The organism is Methylomonas sp. 2F7, from assembly GCF_057126975.1.
In genome coordinates this window covers 1,432,228-1,456,027 of the sequence record NZ_CP195203.1, presented here as the reverse complement: position 1 = coordinate 1,456,027, position 23,800 = coordinate 1,432,228, and the positions used below count along the sequence as shown (strand labels likewise).

The 23,800-nt window shown below is 50.1% G+C and carries 16 protein-coding genes; all 16 read right to left on the bottom strand.

The genetic code is table 11. From position 1 onward, the window contains the following. Positions 1 to 700: 700 nt before the first annotated feature. Entirely contained in the window at positions 701 to 1,990 is a 1,290-nt protein-coding gene (gene ltrA / locus ACR64Q_RS06635) for a group II intron reverse transcriptase/maturase (RefSeq protein ID WP_313734031.1), read from the bottom strand. Between the two features lie 774 nt (positions 1,991 to 2,764). Further along, complete coding sequence (locus ACR64Q_RS06630; protein WP_483823291.1) at positions 2,765 to 4,363, bottom strand: hypothetical protein; 1,599 nt, start codon at positions 4,361 to 4,363, stop codon at positions 2,765 to 2,767. A 619-nt stretch (positions 4,364 to 4,982) separates the two neighbouring features. After that, positions 4,983 to 8,471: a DNA polymerase III subunit alpha gene (gene dnaE / locus ACR64Q_RS06625; protein WP_313734029.1), complete on the bottom strand. Its 3,489-nt coding sequence runs from the start codon at positions 8,469 to 8,471 to the stop codon at positions 4,983 to 4,985. A 6-nt stretch (positions 8,472 to 8,477) separates the two neighbouring features. Further along, the gene (rnhB, locus tag ACR64Q_RS06620; RefSeq protein ID WP_026604276.1) at positions 8,478 to 9,068 is read right to left on the bottom strand and encodes a ribonuclease HII; all 591 of its coding nucleotides are present in this window, start codon (positions 9,066 to 9,068) and stop codon (positions 8,478 to 8,480) included. Next, entirely contained in the window at positions 9,043 to 9,813 is a 771-nt protein-coding gene (gene lpxA / locus ACR64Q_RS06615) for an acyl-ACP--UDP-N-acetylglucosamine O-acyltransferase (RefSeq protein WP_020485709.1), read from the bottom strand. The genes rnhB and lpxA overlap by 26 nt, the downstream gene beginning before the upstream one ends. After that, entirely contained in the window at positions 9,814 to 10,263 is a 450-nt protein-coding gene (gene fabZ, locus ACR64Q_RS06610; protein WP_026604275.1) for a 3-hydroxyacyl-ACP dehydratase FabZ, read from the bottom strand. Positions 10,264 to 10,370: 107 nt separating this feature from the next. Beyond that, complete coding sequence (locus tag ACR64Q_RS06605; protein WP_020485707.1) at positions 10,371 to 10,871, bottom strand: OmpH/Skp family outer membrane protein; 501 nt, start codon at positions 10,869 to 10,871, stop codon at positions 10,371 to 10,373. Between the two features lie 82 nt (positions 10,872 to 10,953). Beyond that, entirely contained in the window at positions 10,954 to 13,290 is a 2,337-nt protein-coding gene (gene bamA / locus ACR64Q_RS06600; RefSeq protein WP_409521161.1) for an outer membrane protein assembly factor BamA, read from the bottom strand. A gap of 195 nt (positions 13,291 to 13,485) precedes the next feature. Then, positions 13,486 to 14,784 carry an FCSD flavin-binding domain-containing protein gene (locus tag ACR64Q_RS06595; RefSeq protein WP_483823290.1) on the bottom strand — a complete coding sequence of 433 codons (1,299 nt, stop codon included), beginning with the start codon at positions 14,782 to 14,784 and terminating at the stop codon, positions 13,486 to 13,488. Continuing rightward, complete coding sequence (locus ACR64Q_RS06590; protein ID WP_026604272.1) at positions 14,784 to 15,080, bottom strand: c-type cytochrome; 297 nt, start codon at positions 15,078 to 15,080, stop codon at positions 14,784 to 14,786. Before ACR64Q_RS06590 ends, ACR64Q_RS06595 begins: the two co-directional genes overlap by 1 nt. A 5-nt stretch (positions 15,081 to 15,085) precedes the next feature. After that, on the bottom strand, positions 15,086 to 15,829 hold the full coding sequence (rlmB, locus tag ACR64Q_RS06585; RefSeq protein ID WP_026604271.1) for a 23S rRNA (guanosine(2251)-2'-O)-methyltransferase RlmB: 744 nt from the start codon (positions 15,827 to 15,829) through the stop codon (positions 15,086 to 15,088). Further along, complete coding sequence (rnr, locus tag ACR64Q_RS06580; RefSeq protein ID WP_026604270.1) at positions 15,826 to 18,150, bottom strand: ribonuclease R; 2,325 nt, start codon at positions 18,148 to 18,150, stop codon at positions 15,826 to 15,828. Before rnr ends, rlmB begins: the two co-directional genes overlap by 4 nt. Before the next feature lie 62 nt (positions 18,151 to 18,212). Further along, a complete protein-coding gene (locus tag ACR64Q_RS06575; RefSeq protein ID WP_026604269.1) occupies positions 18,213 to 19,805 on the bottom strand; it encodes a hypothetical protein in 1,593 nt (530 codons plus the stop codon). A 110-nt stretch (positions 19,806 to 19,915) separates the two neighbouring features. Then, a complete protein-coding gene (locus ACR64Q_RS06570; RefSeq protein ID WP_026147263.1) occupies positions 19,916 to 20,239 on the bottom strand; it encodes a hypothetical protein in 324 nt (107 codons plus the stop codon). Positions 20,240 to 20,311: 72 nt separating this feature from the next. Then, complete coding sequence (locus ACR64Q_RS06565; RefSeq protein WP_026604268.1) at positions 20,312 to 20,758, bottom strand: hypothetical protein; 447 nt, start codon at positions 20,756 to 20,758, stop codon at positions 20,312 to 20,314. 93 nt (positions 20,759 to 20,851) lie between these two features. Next, complete coding sequence (locus tag ACR64Q_RS06560) at positions 20,852 to 23,794, bottom strand: DUF748 domain-containing protein (protein ID WP_313734024.1); 2,943 nt, start codon at positions 23,792 to 23,794, stop codon at positions 20,852 to 20,854. Between the last annotated feature and the right edge of the window lie 6 nt (positions 23,795 to 23,800).

The following is a 23,800-nucleotide window of genomic DNA, read 5'->3' as shown; positions in this document are numbered from 1 at the left end:
TAAGCTTCCAGCTTAACGACACAAGGGAGGCCTAGCTAGGCCTCCCTTTTTTTATGTCCAGACCAGTCGAATCGACTGCCGCCTAATATTGGTGCCGCGTGGCGTAATCGTCAATTTATCAAAGCATCCGCAGGTATGGAAGCGCAATGGCGACACAACACGTTGGCGTAGTTTCAGCCGCTAAAGACGCACACATTCTTGCCCCGTTGGCGCGTTCACAAACATAGATGTACATTTAAAGCCCTGTTGGGCATATTCCAGGCCAGGGTTCACAGCGCGTTATGTCTGGAACCTACCTTCGATACCTCCGCCCTCACCCACGTATCTGCAAGGTATGCACACGAAACCATGGCATGCCAATAAAATACCTTAAATCGAGCATTCCAAAATTTCGCCAGTGAATTCGAAAGTTTTTGATATGCATGATTTTGGATTTTTGGCGTATAAACCAAAGTGAGCAGCATATCTACAGAGGCTGAAAAAGCGAACGAGCTATTCGGCTTAAAGCTTTGGAATATTTTGTTTTCAGTGGTCGAGTTCGGTAGAGTCGAGATGTGGCGCGGTAGAATTAGGTTTAGCTTGTCTGTTTCCGCCTCTTTCGTTTGACGGTGCCCAAATAGCCTTGCCTTAACCCCGTTTCCACACCCTGCTCATCGAACCGGACTAGCAGATTTCCCGCATCCGGCTCTCGGACAAGATGTCACGCTTTCGCCCACGGATCGTCACGCCCCAAGCGGCTTAAGCGTACCAAACCAAGGGTCTGATAGAGGTACGAAGATGGATAGCCTCCGCCTGCTCGCTTTCTCACCTTATACTTGTTGCGTAACCACCGACGCAACCGCGCTGCCGTGTAATTATCAAGCGCACGATAGGCACGATTGAAGGTTCCTACCCTAAAGTAGTTCGCCCAACCGCGTAGCATGCGGTTCAATTTATAGATCAGCAACGTGGTGTCATGCCACGCCATTGAATAAGCCGTCAACGCCTGAACCTTCTCGACCATGCGCCGAATACTTTTCTTGGATGGCCGGTAGCCCAGATAGGGCTTACCGTTTTGCGGTCTATATAACAGACCGAATGTGTAACCCAGAAAATCGAACACACCTTCCGGCACTTTGCAGATTTGCGTTTTCTCCTCATTGACCGTGAGCTTCAACCGCTCCATGATCTTACGCATCCATAACAAGGCTTCTTCAGCCTTGCCACGTCGACACAAGATAACAAGGTCGTCGGCGTAGGTGACGATTTGACTGCCGAGCCCCCGTTCCAGGCCCAGTTTCTTCCATGCCAATACAAACCGCCGCATGTATAAATTCGACAGTAAGGGTGATATGGGTGAACCCTGCGGGATACCGCGTTGCTTATCTTTGGCCTCGGTAGTGCGTATCGTCCGCCCATGTCGGTCGGTTTCTTCTACCGCACATTCCAACCACATCGTGATGAGATGCAACACACGTCGATCTACAACACGGCGAGCTACCGATTTCATTAGCTCGGCATGTGGAATACTCCCGAAGTAATCCGCCAAGTCGGCATCAACGACGTCCAGATGACCTTTAAACATATGGCGATTGATTTCGCCCACCGCTTGCTGGGCATGACGGCCCGCTCGATAGGCATATTGCTCGTCGGGTAAATCCGCTTCGAAGATCGGCTCCAATATCAGCATCGCTGCCGTCATGCAGACCCGATCTCGTAAGGTCGATATACCCAGTGGCCTCAGTTTGCCATTCGGTTTGGGGATATAAACACGTCTGATAGGATTCGGTCGGTAATTCTCCTCTCTGAGCGCAAGCGCCAGTTCCGCAAGCCATCGCTCCCGGCCATACGTTTCGACATCGGCAAAGTCCTGACGATCCACGCCCGGCGCACCTTTGTTGGCCCGGCAACAGACGTAGGCATGCGCCAAGATGTCTTCCCGGTATATCTTGTCGTACAGCGCATAGAAACGATAGTCAGCTTCAGCCTTCGCTTTTGCGTGTAACGCCATCTGTAGTTTCTGAACGCTTAACGGAGTTGATAGGTTACCCAATCTCCTGTCCTTTTCCACTTATTGCGTTGATCTTGAACTAAGGCCCCTTCCCTCCACCGGCATTACCCGGCTTCCCCGGTACTACAAGCCTCTCCGCCACCCTACAGCGCCCGGCCTGTCCCTCGCGGGCGTCCGGTTGGTCATCGCTGACCACGCCGCAGGGCTTCCCGTGTTGCGTGCGCTTACCTTGTGTACATGCTGTCACCACTACCCCGGCGCAGCGACTGGGAATACTCTTCGCTCGTTTCCCCAACCGTATCAGCCTTCCCCGGAATGGCTGCCGGGTCGGCCTGCGCATCGACCTTTTCGAGGCTTGCTCAGTGTTCACTCGCGTTACGGCCTGCACACTCGCTGAATCGCCTAAAGCGATCTCTTTACATCGAAGGCTTCAGCCACTTCGTTACCTCCATGACTGCTCCGATTGCTTCCGGCCGGAGCGATTTAGCCGGGTGGGTCTCTCACCCACTGATAAAGCGCCGCCTTTGCACGGCGCACACCCAAACCGGCCTGTCCCGTTTCTCCAAAGCGGACTGTCAGTCAACTCCAGATTCATGAACCTGGAGTACTACAAAGCAGTCGTTGGCAACCTCACCCAAGCCATTTCCGACCTTCAAGGTTGATTTCTGAATGGCAAGCTTCTGACATTTCTGAGCAAATGTTAAATTAGTGAGTTTCTTATCTAGCTCTTGATATCACACAGCATCGCACATATAGAAATATTATTCCGATCATTCAACCTGGACTCGTCGGTAATTTTACTTCTGAAGTTTTTGTTTTGTCAGTATTTGTATCGCAAACATATATATCAACACGTCGATCTGATGCTAAATCAAAATCCGTGGCTTTTGATGAGGGGTGTTTTGGAGCAACTGCGAATACTGAAATATCAGGCTTATATTTTTCTACATAACCTTCAGTTAACCCGCTTATGTAATTTGAAACCTGTTCCGCAACCCAATACCCTCGTTTCTTTGCAAGCAATGTATTAGACTCATGAAGAAGCATAACTGCGTTTCTAAGCATCCGTTTGTCCGCGCTACCCATGAGAACAATGCAATTCCTCGAAGGAAAATAAGGATGGTTATTGACAATATTATTTAGTTGCTGTTGAATATCAAACAATGGAATTTTGTCTTCGCCTGTTTTAAATCCTTCGATTTTTCCAACGAACTCGAGTTTAGCAAGATTATTGCTGCTATTTTCGGATATCTGCTTAATTGGAAGAGTTTCATTTATGGTTTTGCTGATGGTTATCCCTTCAAATGTTAAATTAACAGGAGCCTCCATTTTTTCGACAAAACTTAATTTATCAGCCAATCTAAATCCTCCTACATAGATTGCGCCAATTATTAATGAAGAGCTTCCAAAAACTACGCTCCAGGCTCCCTTCCTTAGGGCAAACGCTCCGACGCCAGCGATAAGAAACAATAAAGCAGGCACCCAAAATACCAAGTTATCAGGGTTTTCATTATCTTGAGCACTCCCAGTATTCCCAGTATTCCCAGTATTCCCAGTATTCCCAGTATTCCCAGTATTCCCAGTATTCCCAGTATTCCCAGTATTCCCAGTATTCCCAGTATTCCCAGTATTCCCAGTATTCCCAGTATTCCCAGTATCCCCAACATCCCCAGCATCCCCAGTATCCAAAGCCCCTACAGAGTTACCACTAGAAGAGTCTGATGGCTCTAAAAGTAATTTAGGAACAATAACAATACTTAAGATAAAAAGGATTGTTATTGCAATTATGGAGTAATGATATTTTTTTGATCGGATTGTTTTCTTTTCAAAAAAGAATATTCTTTCCCTTAGTTCATTAATGTCACTAACAATCTTTCGGTATTCATCGTTTAGCACCTCAGACTGTCGGCTAATCTCGTTAATAACGACATCTGAAATGGGGTCGTTATCACGCCATTTATATTCATTTTGTTCTAGTTTTTGATTGTGTGATCTGGCCGAACCAATGAACTGTCTTATTTTTCGCCCGATCGTGAGTATATCATTGCGAAGTTCTTTATCACTGAAATGTGATATATTAATAATATTTGCTTCACGCGAGCCAAAATAGTCTCTGTAGCAAGAAATTTTTGAAAGCCTTATATCTCTATCTAATTTCAAATTTTTAAATGTGACAGCTTGGGATGATATTTTTTCTAAATGACTAAAGTCATCAAGATCATCTAGCACCAATGTGCACATTTGCAGTGCAATGTCCCATTTTTGAGTTTGTCTCAAGTAATAAAGTAAGCCGGGAATTACCACAAACAAAATAAATGCCTCTAGAGTAGTATTGACAAAGTATTTGTTTAAAAAATATAGTAGTTCTGACATTGATGACCTTATAGCAAAATGAGTGGCTTACAAAAAGTTAGCATGTCTTTGGAATAAAGAATTCAAGCGAAGAAGTTCGATCGAAATATTCAATAGAACTGCAGGGTGATAGGTTGGTCTGCCAGTCATCCGATTGCCCCCTAAAAACCGAGTTGATTAAGATCCAATTCATCAATAAAACATCAAATACTCATACAGGATTGATCTCGATGAAATAGTCGCCCAAACTCTCTGGCAGCAAGGCGGTCTAGGTGCAACAACCGCTTTTAATGAATCTATTCATCAACTGGCTCCAATCAATAAATCCTGACGCAAATTATACCAAGACCTGCGTTTTGCACAGTTAGGTCGCAATATTAGCAATTTTTCACCCAATACCGACCATTCGACGAGATAAAACGATGTATTAATCATTGAAATTGGAAAGCCGCTCCAACCGGCAGTCCATTGGCCGTAGTAGTGCAGTGATAATGCCAATTTGCTCGCCGAATACCGGACATTCGGCTGGGTCACAGGATGCCTTAACTAATTAAATTGGATGGTGCCCCTACGGTCGGGTTGTGGCCGAACTCAGCCCATCCCCTCAGCAAACAGAAATGCAGCGCCCTTAGACGCCAGGTCAGTACCTGACCAGCACCGTTACGTTAGACAGCAAGCGCCGCAGGCGGATCAGGAGTTCATCGCTCGGACGTACGCGCCAGTCGTCACCCAATTGCAGGGTGGCTTTGTCGGTGGCAGTGCGATACTCGATTTGGATCGGACATTGGCCGCCGCAGAATGGCGTTAGTGTGGTCTGTAGGCTTGCCAGCCAACCCGGCGGCAGGTCGCCATTGGCCAGGTCTATCGTCAATGTAATTCCGCGGGCATATAACTCGCGCGCTTCTTCCATGCTGTAGAGCTTCTCGGCAGTCATCCTCAGACTGTTGGTAAAGTCGTCCATTGCCAATGAGCCTTCGGCAATCAGGATTGTGTCTTTGCTGAGCAGGTTGCGATATTTGTCGTAAATATTGCTGAAGGCCGCCACTTCCAGCCGGCCGGTACGGTCGTCCAGCGTTGCAAAACCCATCATCTTGCCCTGCTTGGTTTGCCGGGTACGCATTTCCACGATCAAGCCGGCAACACGCGCTTCCATTTTGCCTCTGGAGCGGCCGGCATCGACTTCCAGACTGGCGAGCGAACCGTGGGTAATATGCTTCAATTCCGGCAGATATTCGGCGATAGGATGACCTGTTAGAAACAGACCCAAAGTTTGCTTTTCCGCTTCCAGCTTTTCTTTTTCGGTCCAAGGCTCGACCACGGTGGAATAAGCTTCCGCTTCACCGTCGCTCACTTCCACTTGCACCGCCAGACCGAATAGATCGTTTTGACCGGCCAGCGCCATTTTTCCGTGTTGTTCGGCAACTCGCAGCGCTGTGGTCAATTCGGCGAGATGCGCCGCGCGATTTGGATCGATAGTATCCAGCGCTCCGGCTCTGATCAATGCTTCCAGAACCCGGCGATTGACCTTGCGTAAATCGACACGCTTGCACAGATCGTACAAACCCGCAAACGCTCCGTTGGCGGCCCGCTCTTTTAACAGATCTTCAATTGCATTTTCGCCGACACCCTTGATCGCACCGATACCGTAAACAATCTGCCCCTGGTCGTTTACCGTAAAACGAAAGTCGGAAACATTAATGTCCGGCGGGCAGATCTCCAGCTTCATTTCCCGGCATTCGTCGATCAACACCACCACTTTATCGGTGTTATCCATATCCGAGGACATTACCGCCGCCATGAACGCGGCCGGAAAATGTGCCTTCAACCAGGCGGTTTGATAAGCAACCAAAGCGTAGGCCGCCGAATGCGACTTGTTGAAACCGTAGCCGGCGAATTTCTCCATCAGGTCGAAAACGTATGTCGCGATGGCTGCGTCTATCTGGTTTGCCACCGCGCCCGACATGAATTTTTCCCGCTCTTTTGCCATTTCCTCCGGCTTTTTCTTACCCATCGCCCGCCGCAACATATCGGCGCCGCCCAAGGTGTAACTGGCCAATTCCCGAGCAATCTGCATCACCTGCTCCTGATACAGAATAACGCCATTGGTAGGTTTTAGAATCGGCTCCAGCAAGGGATGAGCGTATTCGGCCTTGGCACCGTGTTTGACATTGATATAGTCGTCGACCATGCCCGATTCCAACGGTCCGGGACGGAATAAAGCCACCAGCGCGATGATGTCGTCAAAGCAATCCGGTTTCAGTTTTTTGATCAGCTCCTTCATACCGCGCGACTCCAGCTGAAACACGGCCGTGGTCTGGGCGTTCTTTAATAATTCGTAACTAGGCAGGTCGTCGCGCGGAATCTGGGAAATATCGACCGGCTCTTCGCCACGTTGCGCGCGCTGGCGATTGATGGTTTGCAGCGCCCAATCGATAATCGTCAGCGTGCGCAAACCCAGGAAGTCGAATTTGACCAAGCCAACCGCTTCGACATCGTCCTTATCGAACTGCGTCACCAGGTTGCCGCCGCCCTGTTCACAATACAAGGGGCTGAAATCGGTTAGCTTGGTCGGCGAAATCACCACGCCACCGGCATGTTTACCGGCGTTACGGGAAATCCCTTCCAGCGAACGCGCCATATCGATCAGCGACTTGACCTCTTCCTCGGTATCGTACAATGCCTTCAATTCGGCACTGTCTTGCAGGGCTTTGTCCAGGGTCATGCCGATTTCAAATGGGATCAGTTTTGCCAACCTATCCACGAAGCCGTAGGCATGCCCCATCACCCGCCCCACGTCGCGAATCACCGCCTTGGCCGCCATCGAGCCGTAGGTGATAATCTGTGACACGTGATCGCGGCCATAGTGACGGGCCACGTAATCGATGACCTCGTCGCGGCGTTCCATGCAAAAGTCGATATCAAAATCAGGCATCGATACCCGTTCCGGATTCAAAAACCGCTCAAACAGCAAATCGAATTCGATCGGATCCAGATCGGTAATCTTCAATGCGTACGCCACCAAGGAACCGGCACCGGAGCCCCGCCCCGGCCCCACCGGTATCGCATTGTTCTTGGCCCACTGAATAAAGTCGGCGACAATCATGAAATAGCCGGGAAAACCCATTTGGGTGATCACGTTCAGCTCGACTTCCAAGCGTTCGTCATAGACTTTTCGGTTTTCCGCGAAGCTTCCCTTGCCTATTGGCGGATACTGGATCAAGCGTTCTTCCATGCCTTGCCGAGAGGCCTGTTTAAAATACTCGTCCAGAGTCATGCCTTCGGGGACCGGAAAATCGGGCAAATAGTTTTCGCCCAGCGTCAGCTCGACATTGCAGCGTTTGGCAATTTCCACGCTATTAGCCAAGGCTTCCGGAATGTCGGCGAACAATTCCGCCATTTCCTCGGCAGTGCGCAAATATTGCTGAGCGGTATAGTTTTTCGGCCGACGGCTATCGTCCAGCACCCGGCCCTGATGAATACAGACGCGCACTTCATGCGCGTCGAAATCGTTTTTACTGATAAAACGCACGTCGTTGGTGGCAACCACCGGCAAATCCAGTTCGGCAGCCAAATCCGCTGCTAGTTTGATGTAACGCTCCTCGTCCGATTTACCGAGCCGCTGCAATTCCAGGTAAAAACTGTCTTCGAACAAATCCCGCCAATATTCGGCACAACGTTTGGCTTGCTCGGAATTTTCCGCCAACAAGGCCTGACCGACATCGCCGTCCATCGCTCCCGATAACACGATCAAACCCTCATGATTCTCGGCAATCCAGTCTTTCTGCAACATCGGAATCCCTTGATGCTGCCCTTCCTGGTAGCCTCGGGAAATTAGCTCGGTCAGCGTGACGTAGCCTTTTTTATTGCGCGCCAACATAGTCAAACGAAACGGCGAGGCCGGTTCGTCGGGGTTGAAAATCAGCACATCGGCGCCGATCAAGGGTTTGATACCGGCACTTTGCGCGGCTTTATAGAATTTAACCAGCGAGAACAAATTGCTCTGTTCGGTAATCGCAGCAGCCGGCATTTGATACTCAGCCAGTTTCTTCACCAACGGCTTAATTCTGACGATACCGTCAACCAGGGAGAACTCGGTATGAATACGAAGATGAACGAAACTCGGCGTCATGGCTGTTTAAACAAGATACTTTTTAACAGGGGCAAACGATTTTCGATGCTGCGGGGTGATCCCAAGCTGCGCTAATGCCGCTAAATGCTGCTGGGTCGGATAGCCTTTGTGGATAGCAAAAGAATAGCCGGGATACAGCCTATCCAGCGTCTGCATTTCCTCATCGCGGGCGACTTTGGCTAATATCGAAGCGGCGGAAATTTCCTCGACCAATAAATCGCCTTGCACGATAGCTTCGCCAGGTATATCCAATATTGGCAAACGATTGCCGTCCACCTTGACCCAATCCGGGCGATAGTTCAATTGCGACACAGCTCTTTGCATCGCTACCATTGTGGCTTGCAGAATGTTGATATCGTCGATTTCACTGGCTTCGGCGCGGGCAACGGCCCAGCATAAGGCGTTGGCCTTGATCTGTTCGGCCAGCAACTTGCGTTTCTTTTCGGTGAGCTTTTTAGAGTCGGTCAATCCGGGAATCGGTTTGGCAGAATCGAGAATCACGGCAGCGGCAACCACCGGGCCGACTATGCAGCCGCGGCCAACTTCGTCGATACCGGCTATGCGTGGGGTGTTATCGGAGGATACCGCGCGTGACATTACGTAGAAAGCTGACCATATTGGAAAGTTCGTTGCTTTCGCCGGCCATATCTTCCATTTCTTCGATGGCGTCTTCCAGACGCAGATTGTTCTTATAGAGGATCTTATAGGCTTTACGAATCTGCCGAATCACTTCCGGCGGCACGCCGTTACGTTCCATACCGACCGAATTGATGCCGTGCGGGCGAGTAGGTCTGCCACCCACCATCACATACGGCGGAATATCCTGAGTAATTGCACTACCCATCGCCGAAAAACTGTATTCGCCGATTTGGGTAAACTGATGCACCAACGTAAAACCACCCAAAATGGCGTGATCGCCGAGATGCACATGACCAGCGATCGAGGCGCCATTCGCCATGATGACATGATCGCCGATTTCACAATCATGCGCGACATGCGTGTAAGCCATGAACAAATTATCGCTTCCGATCAAAGTCAAACCTCGATCCTGCTGCGTACCACGGTGCATCGTGCAAAATTCGCGTATCACATTGCGGTCGCCGATCTCCAAACGGGTGATTTCGTCGGCATATTTTTTATCTTGCGGATCTTCGCCTATCGAGGTGAATTGATAGATCGTATTATCCTTGCCGATGGCGGTAGGGCCTTTAATTACCACGTGCGGCCCGATCTCGGTACCCGAATCAATCTGCACATCCGGGCCAATAACCGAGAATGGCCCCACTTTAACGTCATCGGCCAATTCGGCATTGATATGAACAACCGCTCTGGGATCTATCATTTAGGCCTCTGCGGCAACGGCCGCGCACATAATTTGCGCACTGGCCGCCAGTTCGCCATCTACTTCCGCACGGCAATCAAAAGACCATAGGTGACGTTTGTGTTTGATGTAAGTCACTTCCAGACGCAACTGGTCGCCGGGAACGACTTGTTTTTTGAAACGGGCATTGTCGATGCCCGCCAAGTAATAAATCGTGCCTTTGCCCAATTGGTCGTTACTTTGCGAGGTCAGTAGCGCGGTGGCTTGCGCCAGGGCTTCCATGATCAACACGCCAGGCATGATGGGCTGACTTGGAAAGTGGCCTTGAAAAAACGGCTCGTTAAATGTCACGTTTTTCACAGCCAGCAAACGGACGCCCGGCTCGCACTCAAGCACCCTGTCTACCAGCAAGAAAGGATAGCGATGTGGCAAGAGTTCCTGAATTTGTAAAATATCGAGTGTGCCGGCCATGAGTTATCTGTGCGAAATGAGGAGAAGCGGGAAGTTCGCTTAGACCAGGAACTCCCCCACTTAAGGTGCTGCATGCTTCCGCAATCAGGGAAGCATCGGGGAAAATCTTACTGCGACAAGTTTTCCAGTTTTTGCTGAACGCGACTGGTAACGTCAATTTGATCGTTGGCGTAAATAACACCGTCGGTCAGCAACAAATCAAAAGACTCTTCTTTGGCTAACGCTCTTACTGCTTCTACGATGCGTTTTTGCAGGTTGCCCAACTCTTCGTTTCTACGCATGTTGAAATCTTCGCTGAACTCTTGTTGTGCACGAGCCGCGTCGCGTTTTTTGTCCAGAATGTCTTTTTCGATTCTATGACGCTCTTCTTCGCCCATTACCGCAGTGTCACGACCCAACTTTTCTTCCAGCGATTTAATCTCTTTTTGCTGAGAAACCAGCGCTTTGTCTCTTGGTGAAAATTCAGTTTCCAAGCGAGTTTTTGCTTTGGCGGCTTGTGGCGCTTTTTCCAAAACCTTGGCCACATTGACAAAACCGATTTTCAGCTCTGCGTGACTCACGCCAGCAAAAATCATCAGCATTAGAAACAAAGAAATTCTATTTTTCATGGTCAAAACCATCTCCGGTTAATTTTTTGAGTTTAAGACAGAACGCAAAGGCGATTATAGGGCAAAACAGGCTCAAACTAAACTAAAATCCCGAGCCGAAGGTGAACTGGAAGGCTTGAGTTCTATCGGTACTCTCCGAATTCAGTGGTTGGGCGACGCTCACTGCCAACGCACCAAACGGGGATAACCATTCGCCGGACAAGCCCACCGAATATCGGAAATACTTGCGCAAATCGCCGGTATTGAGTCCAGGTGCCAAAGTACCCGCGTCAACAAAAGAGCCAATCCGCACCGATTTCATATCACTTAAGAACGGCACAGGGAAAAACAGTTCGGCTTTGCCAATCATTTTTGTGGAACCACCGATAGGACGGTTGTAAGTATTGGCGGTGTTGATGTCGTTGGTGTCAATGACACCCAGGGTGTTTTGCATAAAACCGCGAACGTCCCCAGTACCACCGGCAAAGTAGTTTTCAAAAAACGGCAAACCGGAACTACCACCGTAGCTGCCGCCATGCGCCACCTCACCTAACAAACGGAAGGTAAAGTCGTTGGATAAGGGGAAATAATGCTGATGTTTATATCCGACTTTGAAATATTCCAGATCACTACCGGGTACAGTAATCAATCCGGACAGCCTCTGCTGTCCACCGCTGTGGGCAAAAGTCGCTCTATCCAAAGTATCGTGAGTCCAACCGGCAGAAGTTGACAGGGTATCAAAGCTTCTGGATCTGATAGCCGAGATATTATCACCCTTCTGAAACCCTAAGAATTTTAGAATCGTGTCCGACGATAAGTTCGTGTTTTCGATCTCGGTGCGCTTTAAATCAATATCAAAACCAATGCGGTCGAACTCATTCAACGGGATACCGAAGTTGATACCGGCATTCGTGACCGTTGTGTTGTAAGCCGCCAAGTTAGCCGCATAAGCATTTCGAGAGGTGTAACCGAGGTTGTAGCCCATCGCCACGCCATCCAACGTGTAGTAAGGATCGGAAAAACCCAGATTGTAGCGCGTCAAAATACTGCTGTTGTTAAAGGCAAAATCTACCCGCTTACCGGTACCGAAGATATTGTCTTGCGACACGTTGGCGTTAAAAATAATCCCTTGCACCTGCGAGTAACCGACACCGGCCTGCAAGTTACCGGAAGCTTTTTCCTTGATGGTGTAATTGACATCGATCTGATCGGCCGAACCCACTACCGGCGGGGTTTCTACCCCCACTTCCTCAAAATAACCCAATCTATCCAAACGGGTCTTGGTCCGTTCAATCTTGCTGCTGGCCGCCCAACTGGACTCCATTTGCCGAGCTTCCCGCCGAATCACTTCATCACGGGTCTTGGTGTTGCCCTTGACGTTAATTCGTCGCACATACACACGTTTGCCCGGATCGACAAAGAAGGTCATCGCCACGGTTTTTTGCTGCTCGTTAATCTCCGGCACCATATTCACGTTGGCAAAGGTATAGCCCTCGTCGCCCAAGCGGTCAGAAATGGACTTGGACGTTTCGGTAGCGTTTTTCCGGGAAAAAATCTCGCCCGGCCCGACCTTAACCAGCTTGATCAACTCTTCCGGCGGCACGATCAGTTCACCGGACAGTTTGACCTTTTCCAAGGTGTACACATCGCCTTCCTTGACGTTGATGGTGATGTAAATTTCCTTTTTATCAGCCGTAATATCGACCTGAGTAGATTCGATGGAGAAATTGATATAACCACGGTCCAGATAATACGAACGCAGTTTTTCCAGATCGGCGGACAGCTTTTGTTTGGAATATTGGTCGTCTTTGGAATAAAAAGACAGGAAGTTGGTCGTGCTTAATTCGAATTCTTTCCGCAATAGATCGTTGGCAAAGGATTTGCTGCCGACGATATTGATTTGCTTGATTTTTGCAACCCGGCCTTCGGAAATATCGATATGAATGCCGACCCGGTTACGCGTCAATTCCGAGACTTCGGTTTTAATTTTCAGGCCGTATTTACCGTGGCTAAAATATTGCCGGCGCAGTTCTTGCTCAACCTTATCCAGGATTTGTTTGTTGTAAACCTTACCTTCCGCCAAGCCGATTTTCTTCAAGGCTTCGGTCAAGTCTTCTTTTTTGATGTCTTTGTTGCCTTCGATCACCACTTTCGCAACCGAAGGCCGCTCGACCACATTCACCACCAGCGTACCGCCATCGCGTTCCAGCGATATATCCTTGAAAAACCCGGTGTTGAATAAGGCTCTGATGGCCGCGGCTTGCTTGTCTTCGGAAAAGGTTTCGCCGACATTAACCGGCAAATAGTTGTAGACAGTACCGGCGGAAATTCTTTGTAAGCCCTTGACCTGAATATCCTCAACTACAAAGCTGCTTGCATGAGCGGCCTTGCCGGACAGCATACTCAGCAACAGTATTTGTAATAGCGGTTTTTTCTTCACGCAGTCAACCATGGAAAAGGAACAGGCGCGATTGTAACACGCTGTTTTCGGATTCCCGCGCCTTCAATAGTAAATACTCGTAAATTCTGGCCGAAAAATTGCTTTCTTATTCAGTTTCAATTGCAAGGAAAAACAATTCAAAAAAAATTACAAAAAACCAACACAAGCTATTGAAATAAAACATTTATGATCAAATTAACCAAATGTATCGGCAATCAAGCTCCGATAAACGGCACGCGTGTAATCCGCTTCCGTAGCGGCAACTTGGGCATCGGTTCGCGCACTCACTCCGCCGGCTCCTTTCACCGGCGCAATCGCATTGGCCGCATCCAGTTTGTAAACCCCAGCCACGGAAATACCGTGATCGGGCGCGATCAGGCTATAGCAGGTATTCAGCCAATGCGCTTCAGCGATGGCGGTCTGATTGATTAAGCTCGTCACCGCCAACGCACACGCTTTGGCCTCGGAATTCGCGGCAAAAGCGGATTTAGGGATAGGCGCGTAGTGTGCGGCATCGCCGATTACATGAATAAACTCGTCGAATAGCGATTGCCCGGTCAGCGGCCGAACCGAACACCACCCCGTGGCATCTGCCAAACCATGCTGCAATGCTATTTGCGCGGCGGTTTGCGGCGGAATGATATTCAACACATCGCCTCGGAAGCGGTCGCCGAATTCGCTAGTCAGTACCCTATTCTGCTTATCTAGTTGGAGCAAAGGATTATCGGCCAAGCTAAGCCACTCGATCAGGCTATTGGTGGTGCCGTAACCGTAATGTTTCGTCCAACCGGCTTCGAACAGCGCTTGCTTGGAAAAGCTGCGCTTGGCATCGAGAATGAGAATTTTCGAACGCGGTTTATGCTGTTTCAGCCAATAGGCCATCATACTTGCCCGCTCGTAAGGGCCAGGCGGGCATCGATAAGGATCGGCCGGCACCGCGATTAACACCACCCCACCATCGGGCATCGCTTGCAGTTGCCGCGCCAACAGCAAGGTCTGCGGACCGGCCTGCCAGGCATGCGGAAATTGTTCTGCGGCAGCCTGATCGTAACCGGCCATCGCATCCCAGCGAAAATCTATGCCGGGCGACATGATTAACCTGTCATAGGTGACACTTTGTCCCCCGGCCAAGCGCAATTGCCTTTGTGCAGCGTCCAAACTACTAATGCGATCAACTAACAGCTTGACGCCATATCTGTCTTGTAAATCCTGGTAATCGACCGTCAATTGGTCGAGGTTCGCCAAACCGGCAAACAGCCAATTACTGCCGGGACAAGTGATATATTTGGCTTTGGGTTCGATCAGCGTGACTTGAATATTCGCGTCCAGCAAACGCAGATATTTCGCCGCCGTCGCGCCGCCGAAGCCGCCGCCGACCACAACGACATGCGCTTTACCGCCACTACGGAGCGGCACCCCGCCACAACCGCTAAGAACGCCCGCTCCCAAGCCGGCAATGCCTTGCAAAAAACGTCTTCGGGATAAGCCTGCCACTAATTGCGACTCAAGAATTTCGCAACAGCCGCAAGTTCAGCATCGCTATAAGCTTTAGCCAAACGCGGCATCAATGTGGCAGGCTTTTTGTCGTATTTAAAATCCAGCAAGGCCTGCTGGATCTGCTGAGCGGATAAACTTTTTAGCGAAGGGATAGAGCTTTTGGCATCCAAACTTGACTCGGCGTGACAATTCCGACAATTGAAGGCAATTGCTCGTGCATCGATTTCGGCATAAGCCATCGTGTTTAACGCACTAGCAAGCAAAGCCGCCGAGACATAGCAAATGCGCTTCATGCCGTTTAAGCAAGCAGTTTCTGCCGAAACACTTCGTACAACAATACGCCAGCGGCCACCGATACGTTCAGGCTTTCCACCTGCCCGGCCATCGGGATTTTCACCAGAAAATCGCAATGCTGACGGGTCAAATGGCGCATGCCGGTACCTTCCGTACCCATCACCACCGCCAGGGGCATATCCAGCTTCGTCTGAAACACGGTCTGCTCGGCTTCGCCGGCCGCGCCCATGATCCAAATGTTCTGCTCTTTCAACCAGCGCAGTACCCTGGCCAGATTGGTGACCTGATAAACCGGCACCGTTTCCGCCGCGCCACTGGCTACTTTGCAAACCGTCGGCGTAATCCCGGCGGCATTGTCTTTGGTGACGATCACGCCATGCGCACCTACTGCATCGGCGGTGCGTAGACAAGCGCCAAGATTATGCGGATCTTGCACTTGATCCAGCACCAGATAAAACGGCGTAGTGGTTAGCGCTTCGACATCCTGCTTAAGTTGGTCTTCGCTACGCATCGCCGGCAATTCCACAGCCACCACAATGCCTTGGTGATTTTTGCCATCGGCCATCTTTTCGAGTTTTTTGCGCTCGGTTTTTTCCGGATTGATGCCAAGCTTGATTAGATCGTCAATCACTTGCTTCAGACGCACATCCTGCCGTTGACTATCGATCCAGGCACGGCGAATTTTCTGTGGCGAATAATCCAACGCGGCCTGCACCGCATGAATGCCAAACAATTGGGTTAAATTCATGAGCGACGGCGTCTTTTGGCTTTTGGCTTACTTGGGGCTTTTTTATCGTTATCTGATTTAACAGTTTTGCTGTTAGCTGCAACTTTTTTACGGCTGGAAGATGACTTGGTTTTGGCGATTTTCTTACCCGACTGTATCAACTCGAAATCGATTTTCTTGTCGTCCAGATTAACGCGCACCACGCGAATTTTGACCATATCGCCCAAGCGGTAACGCACGCCGGTGCGCTCGCCGTATAACTGGTGTTTGCTGGCGTCGAAGGCAAAATAATCCTGTACCAAGGAGGCGATGTGCACCAAGCCTTCCACGTAAATCGATTGTAATTCAACGAAAAACCCAAAACCGGTCACAGCGGAAATCAAGCCGTCGAACTCTTCGCCGATCTTGTCCATCATGTATTCGCATTTCAGCCAGCTCACCACATCGCGGGTGGCGTCGTCGGCGCGGCGCTCGTTCGCCGAACAATGCTCGCCCAACAACACCATGTCAGGATGCGTGTAATAAAAACTATCCACGGATTTGCCGGCCAGACAATGCCGAATAGCCCTATGCACCAGCAAATCCGGATAACGTCGGATCGGCGAGGTGAAATGCGCATAAGCATCCAGCGCCAAACCGAAATGGCCTTTGGTTTCCGGGCTGTAGACGGCTTGCGACATGGAGCGCAGTAAAATGGTCTGAATCAAATGCGCGTCGGGACGCTCCTTTACCGACTCCAGCAAATGCATGTAATCCAATGGCGTGGGTTGAGCCTTGCCGCCCAGAAATAAACCCAGTTCGCCTAGAAAGGTTTTCAGCGCCAGTAATTTTTCCGGGCCTGGGCCATCATGAATCCGCAGTAGGCGCGGCATTTTTTTCTTGTTCAGAAACTTCGCCGCCGCCGTGTTGGCAGTGATCATAAATTCTTCGATCAGCTTATGGGCATCGTTGCGCTGCAAAGGCACGATTTCCGCGATTTTGCGCTCCGGCCCAAAGACGATCTTGGTCTCCTGAGTGTCGAAATCCATGGCTCCGCGCAACTCGCGCTGATTGCGCATCACTTTATACAAGCCGTATAAGGTCTGGAGATGCGGCAACAAAGCGGCGTGTTTTTTTGCCAGCTTCTGATCGCCATCCACCAGTATTTTTGCTACTTCGGTATAGGTCAAACGCGCATGGGAGCGCATCACAGCTTCAAAAAACCGCGAACGCAGGACATTCCCTTCTTCGTTGATCAGCAGTTCGCAGACCATGCATAAGCGATCCACTTCCGGGTTCAACGAACACAAACCGTTGGAGAGTATCTCCGGCAGCATCGGTATCACTTTTTCCGGGAAATACACCGAGGTACTGCGGTTTTTGGCTTCGGCATCCAGAGCGGTATCGACTTTTACATAGTGTGAGACGTCGGCAATCGCCACCAGCAGTTTCCAGCCTTTCGGGGTTTTCTGCGCGTACACTGCATCGTCAAAATCGCGGGCATCTTCACCGTCTATCGTGACCAAAGGCAACTTGCGAATATCCTCTCGGCCCTGCTTGGCGGACTCCGGCACTTGTGGAGTTAGTGCCTTGATTTCTTCCAGTAACTGGTCCGGCCACTGATTGGGCAAATCGTGCGAGCGAATCGCCATTTCAATTTCCATGCCAGGTGCCATATGCGCGCCCAGCACTTCGGTGATGCGGCCCAAGGGCTGGCAATGCTGGCTAGGTTGCTGAATGATTTCGGCCACCACGATCTGACCTTGCTTGGCATGACCAACATCTTCCTTGGCAATCAACACTTCGTGAGCGATTTTTTTGTTATCCGGCACCACATAAGCCACGCGGCCCTCGGTAAAAAACCGGCCGACCACTTGATGCGTATTGCGTTCGCTGATTTCAATCACTGCCGCTTCACGGCGGCCACGTCTATCAAGGCCGGCCACGCGCGCGATTACGCGGTCATTAGGCATCAGTGGCTTCATTTCCCGCGGCGACAAAAACAAGTCTTCGCTACCGTCATCGGGTTTCAAGAAACCGAAGCCTTCCGGATGGCCGAGCACCCGTCCGGCAATGGTGTTATCCCCGGAGCCCAGGCTATATTTTTGCCGGCTGTTAAAACTTAACTGACCGTCACGCTCCATGGCGCGCAGCCTGCGGCGTAGCGCTTCCAAGGCATCGGGAGTTTCCAGGGCAAATTGTTGGGCGATTTGTTGGCGGCGTAACGGCTTGCCGGCTTCTTGAATAAGCTGGAGGATCAGCTCGCGACTGGGTATGGGGTTCTCGTATTTTTCGGCCTCACGCTGGGCGTGCGGATCGACGAGTGCGTTAAAATCAGCTGTCTGATCGGTATTTGATGTCATTGAATCTGCTTGCTGGGTTCTGCCGCCTATTCCCTGTCGGAACCGGCCGGCAATCGTCTTTGTTATATAAAATCATAGCCTTTCTTCTTGTTCTGCGTGGGAATGACGTCGTCCAGAATACGCCGGCATTCGAACTGCCAGTAGCCCAAGCCGATATTTCTGCGGCCGTTCAAAATGATGGGAAAATTCTCATGTCCCATAAACATTCGCAATAAATCGCCGTCTTTCAAGCGAAAAGAATCCATGATAATAAAGCTTTTTTCGCCTTCGTTATCTCTTATGCCATAGATTAAGGCTTTCTTGCGCTCCGCGTCGGTGTCCGCCTCGAGCGCCTGATAAGCCACCGGGAAAGCTTGGGCGGCGATTACCATCACCTCGAATATCAGCTTGGAATCCTGCTTGGGGAGCAGTATTTTGCACACCACGCCGAGCGAGCGTTGTTGCGGCATCGCGTCTATCTTGCGGAAACTCACCAAGCTGCCGATAGACAGCACGCCTTCCTTTTGGAAATTACAAGACAAGGCGCGCTCGGAGTCAGTCTCGGCCCGTATTTCCAGACCGGTTTCCAAACCCGGCCTACCGGTTTCCAATAGATCATAGGTCGTTTCCAAACCAATAGCCACATATCTATCCAGCCGATCAGCAAAATATACCGTCCCTTGCGGCTCCTTCCCTTGCCAGCGCTGCATCAGATAGTCGAACAGTTCCGCCGATAGCTTTTGATGATTATTTTTATCGATCTCCAGCGAACTAAAGCGCGCTTCGTCCTTGCTGCACAACTTGTCTGCCTGCTTGATCACTTTACCCAACTTGGTCAGATTCAGGTAAAGCATGGCCGAGTCCGACCTGCGATCTGTTTGCGCGCCACTAAGCAAAAACGCCGGCGGCAGGTCTTCGTCCATTAAAATCGCGCATTGCACGGCTTGTTCGGCTACCGGTTTGGTTTCGATTTGCAAAAAATCGCTGATTTTCTCTAGAAACTCATAAACCAGTTGAAACTCTTTCTGCATCAAGCCGGAAGGATAGGCCAAACTTAACAGCAATATTTGTTTATAGCTGTCTTCGACTGACGACAGTTTGCTGAATATACCGCCCTGGTCGGCCACCTTGGAGCCAGCCTTATCCAGCTTCACGGCGAGTTTATACAACGAGTGCAAATCGATCCAGATCCAATCCGGCACCGGATAGCTCATCATGTAGTGACTTATCACTATCCGGCTCAAGCCCCGGATAGTCCGCTGTATCGCCAGCGCGGTAGACTTACCCTGTAACCAACCGATTTCGCGGCGGGTCAAATCCTTCACCACGCTCCAATAGCCGATGGTAAATTGTCTTTCGATTGCGCAGGCCAAGCCGAAGATTTTTTTTTCGCTTTCACCCTTTGGGAAACCGAACTTGATCAGTCGCGAGCGCAAATAATCGTCGATCAAGTAAAAGCTGTCTCTGAGTAACTCCAAGGCATGCAAGCGTTTTGCCGCTGGCATTTCCACCGAAATCAATTCACCCAACAACTCGTAAAACAAACGGGCAGCCAGACCGGGATTGGCAGTGGGCAGTTCCGCAATCCATTGCCGTAACGCATCGTCGGTAAACGACGCCGATAATTGGGGATCATTTTTTTGCTGGGGTATGACCAGAAAAAAAGAGTTTTTCACAAAGAATCCATTATTGATGAAAGTACTGGGTATCCCTCACTATGCAGGATGACATCCCAATAGGCGACAAAACCAACAGCGCGCTGCGTTGCTAAGCCATCAGCCATCGCCTAGAACAACCCTTCGTCGTCTATCATCAAATTTTGCAAGGCATTCACATCCTTTCTGAGTTGTTTCCTTGCCAATAACTTAGTTTGCACGCGTTCAGGAAGCTCGGTAAAAATCAATACCTGATTGGCCACCAGTAAATCCACCAAGTCGTCTATCACTCTGACCATATCGTTATCGGTGGCTGACAAGGCTTCCCTTGCCTTATCACTTGGGACCTTCTGCAAGAATACCGCTACTTCCGGGTGGTCGACATCGAGCCACTCGTCGCCGCTGTCGCGCAGTTGCACAATTGCACCCGCCTGATCTCGGACTATATACGGCACAGCTTACCTATCATTGTCATAATCAGCAAAATCTCTAACCTTACCGGTAAGCACTGGCAACGTAAAAACCGATCATCTAGGCGAGATAGTCAAAGCGCCCAGCGTGACGCCAATGTCTATACCGCGACCCTTGCCGGAGAGTGCCAAAGAGATTTCGCCGCGGGTTAGCAGTTGCCCGTCTATCGACTTGGTGGCGCCGGCGTGCCCTTCAAAAGCGACAAAGCTGCCATAGATTTCATTCAAATTTCTAACTTCGGAAAACACCCCGGTGCCCTCGATTTCCGATTTACCGATGGTAAAACCTATGCTCTTGGAAGCCAGTGCAACTTGTGCCCGCTGTCCGTTACTACAACTGATATTACCAAGGCCATCGTATTGCTTATAAACGAGTGACCAACCACTTAACTTGTAAGTCATCGTGCAGGATGTTAGCGATTGCGCGGCTGCCGGAGACACGAAAAACAGTCCGCCTAGGCTTAGCGCCAACAGCGGAATAAATCGAAAAAACTGGGTTGACATTAGAATCTCCATTTTTAAAAACCTTTAATACAAATCGACGCGCCACTATCGCTGCGTAAACGCCATTATATTACAAACAGTGTAAGCTTCCGTTTACTGTGAAGCGCTCAACGATAGCACTGACTTAATCCCATCGGCTGTTTCGGCCTGATTCAGCTCGGTTGCCAGCAGATATAGCCTGTCTTTACTAATACCGCCGGGATCGGCCAGATACTGCGCGATATGGTTGGCTCTGGCAATCGCCAGATCGTTCAGACGCTGCGGATCCGGTGGAAAAATACCTTCCAGTTTCTGTTGCGCCAACGGGTAAAAATCAGCGTCCGGATTACTCTTGATCCGTGGTTTGCCCAACAACGATCTATCCATCTCCAGCGGGAAAACTTCACCAAAAAACTTGGCCAGCAAGCGCTTGTAGTCATCGTCGGACAATTCAATATACTCGTGCCGAACTTTCTCGCCCTTGTCGCGCAACTCGCCTGAGCGCATTTTTTTCAATACATCCTTTACCGCTTCAAAACGCATCGCCGGCCAATCCATGTTTTCGTAGGCAATACCTTTGATTTCCAGGGTCAATTCGGGTTTGCTGAGCAAGGCTTTGTTAAGCTGATCCAATTTAGCGGATTCTTCAACAGCCAATTCGGCACTACCTGGCGCGAAAGCCACAGCGCTAAAATCCTTATCGTCATCCAATAGCGAACCCAGCGCCTTGAACGGCGACATCGCCACTTTGGAGATCAGATTGACCAACACATTGGCCAGCAATGAGCCGATACTGAATTTCGGATCTTCCAAACTGCCGGTGATTGGAAAATCCAGATTGATTTTGCCGTCGGCATCTTTCAATAAAGCAATCGCTAAATGCAAGGGCAAGGACACCGCATTGGGATTTTCCACATGCTCTCCCAGCGTCAACTGATCAATGAGTAATTTATTCTGCACCGCCAACTGTCCCTGCTTGATGGTGTATCGCAAATCCAGAGCCATTTGGCCTTTTTCAATCCGGTAGCCGGCAAACTCAGCCATATAAGGCGTAATCAGCGGTAGAGGCATGTTGGTAAAATTTAGGGCAATATCCGAATCACCGGTATCGAATTGATATTTGCCTTTGATGCCCACCGAAGCCATCTCGTAAACCTTACCTTTTAAAGCCAACTTGGCCTCGGCGTCTTTATCCGAAGAAAATCCGCTGACTTCGCCATTGAGACTGTTCATGGCCGCCACGAACGGCAATATCAAGGAGTAGTCCGAGAAATCGGATTTACCCTCTTTCAATTCGATTTTACCGATACTGACACGCGGCTCGGCGGGTTTGTCAGCCGCCGGTTTTTCAGGAGGTTTGGCCGCTGGCGCTGGTTTTGCAGGCATTTGCGACACCATCAGGTCGTCGATATTGGTTTGACCGTCCTTTTTAATATTAAACCGCAGGTAAGGACGATCAAACATCACCCTGGCGAATTTGAAGTCCTGTTTCGCCAAATCGATGTCTATCCCCGACACCTCCAAATTCGACCATTTCAAGAAATCCACGTTCTTGACCTGATCGCGAGTCACCAAACCTTCTAAATTGGCGCCGCCTTGAAAGGTGAGTTGCAGCTGATCGGCAACCGCCAATTGCAGATTGCCCTTCCCGCTAAAGTCGCCATCCACCAATTCCAGTTTCAAAAATGGATCCAGATAAGGCTGGAACACCTTAAGATTAACATCCTGAATATCCAGCGCCCAAGACCCCGTAAAGGGCTGCAAACTCATCTCGCCGTCAACTTTCAAACCGCCGGTATTATTAAACTTGCTGCTCAATTGCACAGGCAATTTGCCGCCGTCCTGCGTGCTGAATTTCTGCAACTTGCAACTCAACTCGCTCAGTTGCAGTTCCAGCGGCTTCGGCAGACTGAAATCGGTAAAATGAATGTTGTAGTTGTTAAGCGCTAACTCATCCACTTTAACCAGCCACGGCTTGCTCTCCTCCGCAACCGCCGGTGTTGTCGATGGCTGAGTGGCGGCTGGATCAACGGCATCTCCAGCAAACAACGCCTGGTAATTGACAGTGCCGTCCGCTTGCAACCATGCGTTAATCGCCGCATCGCTGCTGGATACCGCGCTAATCTCAACTTGCTGTTGATTAACATCGATATTAATCCCACTGACCGCCAAGGCCGGCACGCTGACTAAAGGTTTACCGTGATTGTTCTCGGTGATTTCCAGCTGTTTGATGTCGATGTTGCCGTTGCTGATTTTTGTCAGCAAACCATGCGGCGCTTCGGCAAGCGTGTAATCGACTTGCAAGCCAAGCAGACCGTTGACGATTTCCACAGGCAGGATTTGTTGCAAAAATAAGTACCAGCTTCTTGCCAGACCAATGTTTTCCAACTTCAGATGACCCTTTGAAGCCAGTGGCGCAATTGTGAAATCGCCATGCCATTCGATATTTCCGCCCGACTCCAACCCCATGCTCAAATCGCCGACCGCGCTGCTTGCCGCTTGGGTACTGAACTCGTTGAGCGTTAGATTAAGCGGTAACAGGTTTTCCGATAGCACTTGACCGGTAACAGCATCCTGCCAGCTTATGCGCCCTTCTTTGATCGCAATTTGATGGATCAACAGCGCCAAGCTATCGCCGCCATTGTCTTTTGTGTTGGGCTGCTGCTCTGATTGTTTGACTTTTATATCCGCAAAATTGAACGCGCCATCGGCGCGACGTTCGATATTGAATTGCGGATTATTCAACTCAAGGGCATCTAACACCACGCCGCCAAGCTTTGCCGATTCCACTGCGTCCAAATCGACGAATAAACGCTGGAAGCCCACCAGGTCTTTGCCGTCTTTAGGCCCCAAGGCAAAGCCTTCCACCATCAACGTGAACTTGAATGGGTTGAAGCGAATCGCTGATAGCCGGGCTTGTTGTCCGGTTTCTTCCTGCAGCAAGGCCGGCAGTTTTTTTAACGCCAGTGTCGGTACCAGGTAAAACCCCAAAAAGGCATAGAGTGCCAAAAGCGCGATTAGCCCCAGTGCCGCGATCAAGCCCTTTTTCCGCTTCATTGTCAC

Coding starts and splice junctions, on each gene's coding strand:
- rlmB (WP_026604271.1), bottom strand. CDS start 15,829: ATGAATTTAACCCAATTGTTTGGCATTCATGCGGTGCAGGCCGCGTTG.
- lpxA (WP_020485709.1), bottom strand. CDS start 9,813: ATGATAGATCCCAGAGCGGTTGTTCATATCAATGCCGAATTGGCCGAT.
- rnhB (WP_026604276.1), bottom strand. CDS start 9,068: ATGTCACGCGCGGTATCCTCCGATAACACCCCACGCATAGCCGGTATC.
- ACR64Q_RS06565 (WP_026604268.1), bottom strand. CDS start 20,758: ATGTCAACCCAGTTTTTTCGATTTATTCCGCTGTTGGCGCTAAGCCTA.
- fabZ (WP_026604275.1), bottom strand. CDS start 10,263: ATGGCCGGCACACTCGATATTTTACAAATTCAGGAACTCTTGCCACAT.
- ACR64Q_RS06605 (WP_020485707.1), bottom strand. CDS start 10,871: ATGAAAAATAGAATTTCTTTGTTTCTAATGCTGATGATTTTTGCTGGC.
- ACR64Q_RS06630 (WP_483823291.1), bottom strand. CDS start 4,363: ATGTCAGAACTACTATATTTTTTAAACAAATACTTTGTCAATACTACT.
- dnaE (WP_313734029.1), bottom strand. CDS start 8,471: ATGACGCCGAGTTTCGTTCATCTTCGTATTCATACCGAGTTCTCCCTG.
- rnr (WP_026604270.1), bottom strand. CDS start 18,150: ATGACATCAAATACCGATCAGACAGCTGATTTTAACGCACTCGTCGAT.
- ACR64Q_RS06560 (WP_313734024.1), bottom strand. CDS start 23,794: ATGAAGCGGAAAAAGGGCTTGATCGCGGCACTGGGGCTAATCGCGCTT.
- ltrA (WP_313734031.1), bottom strand. CDS start 1,990: ATGGCGTTACACGCAAAAGCGAAGGCTGAAGCTGACTATCGTTTCTAT.
- ACR64Q_RS06590 (WP_026604272.1), bottom strand. CDS start 15,080: ATGAAGCGCATTTGCTATGTCTCGGCGGCTTTGCTTGCTAGTGCGTTA.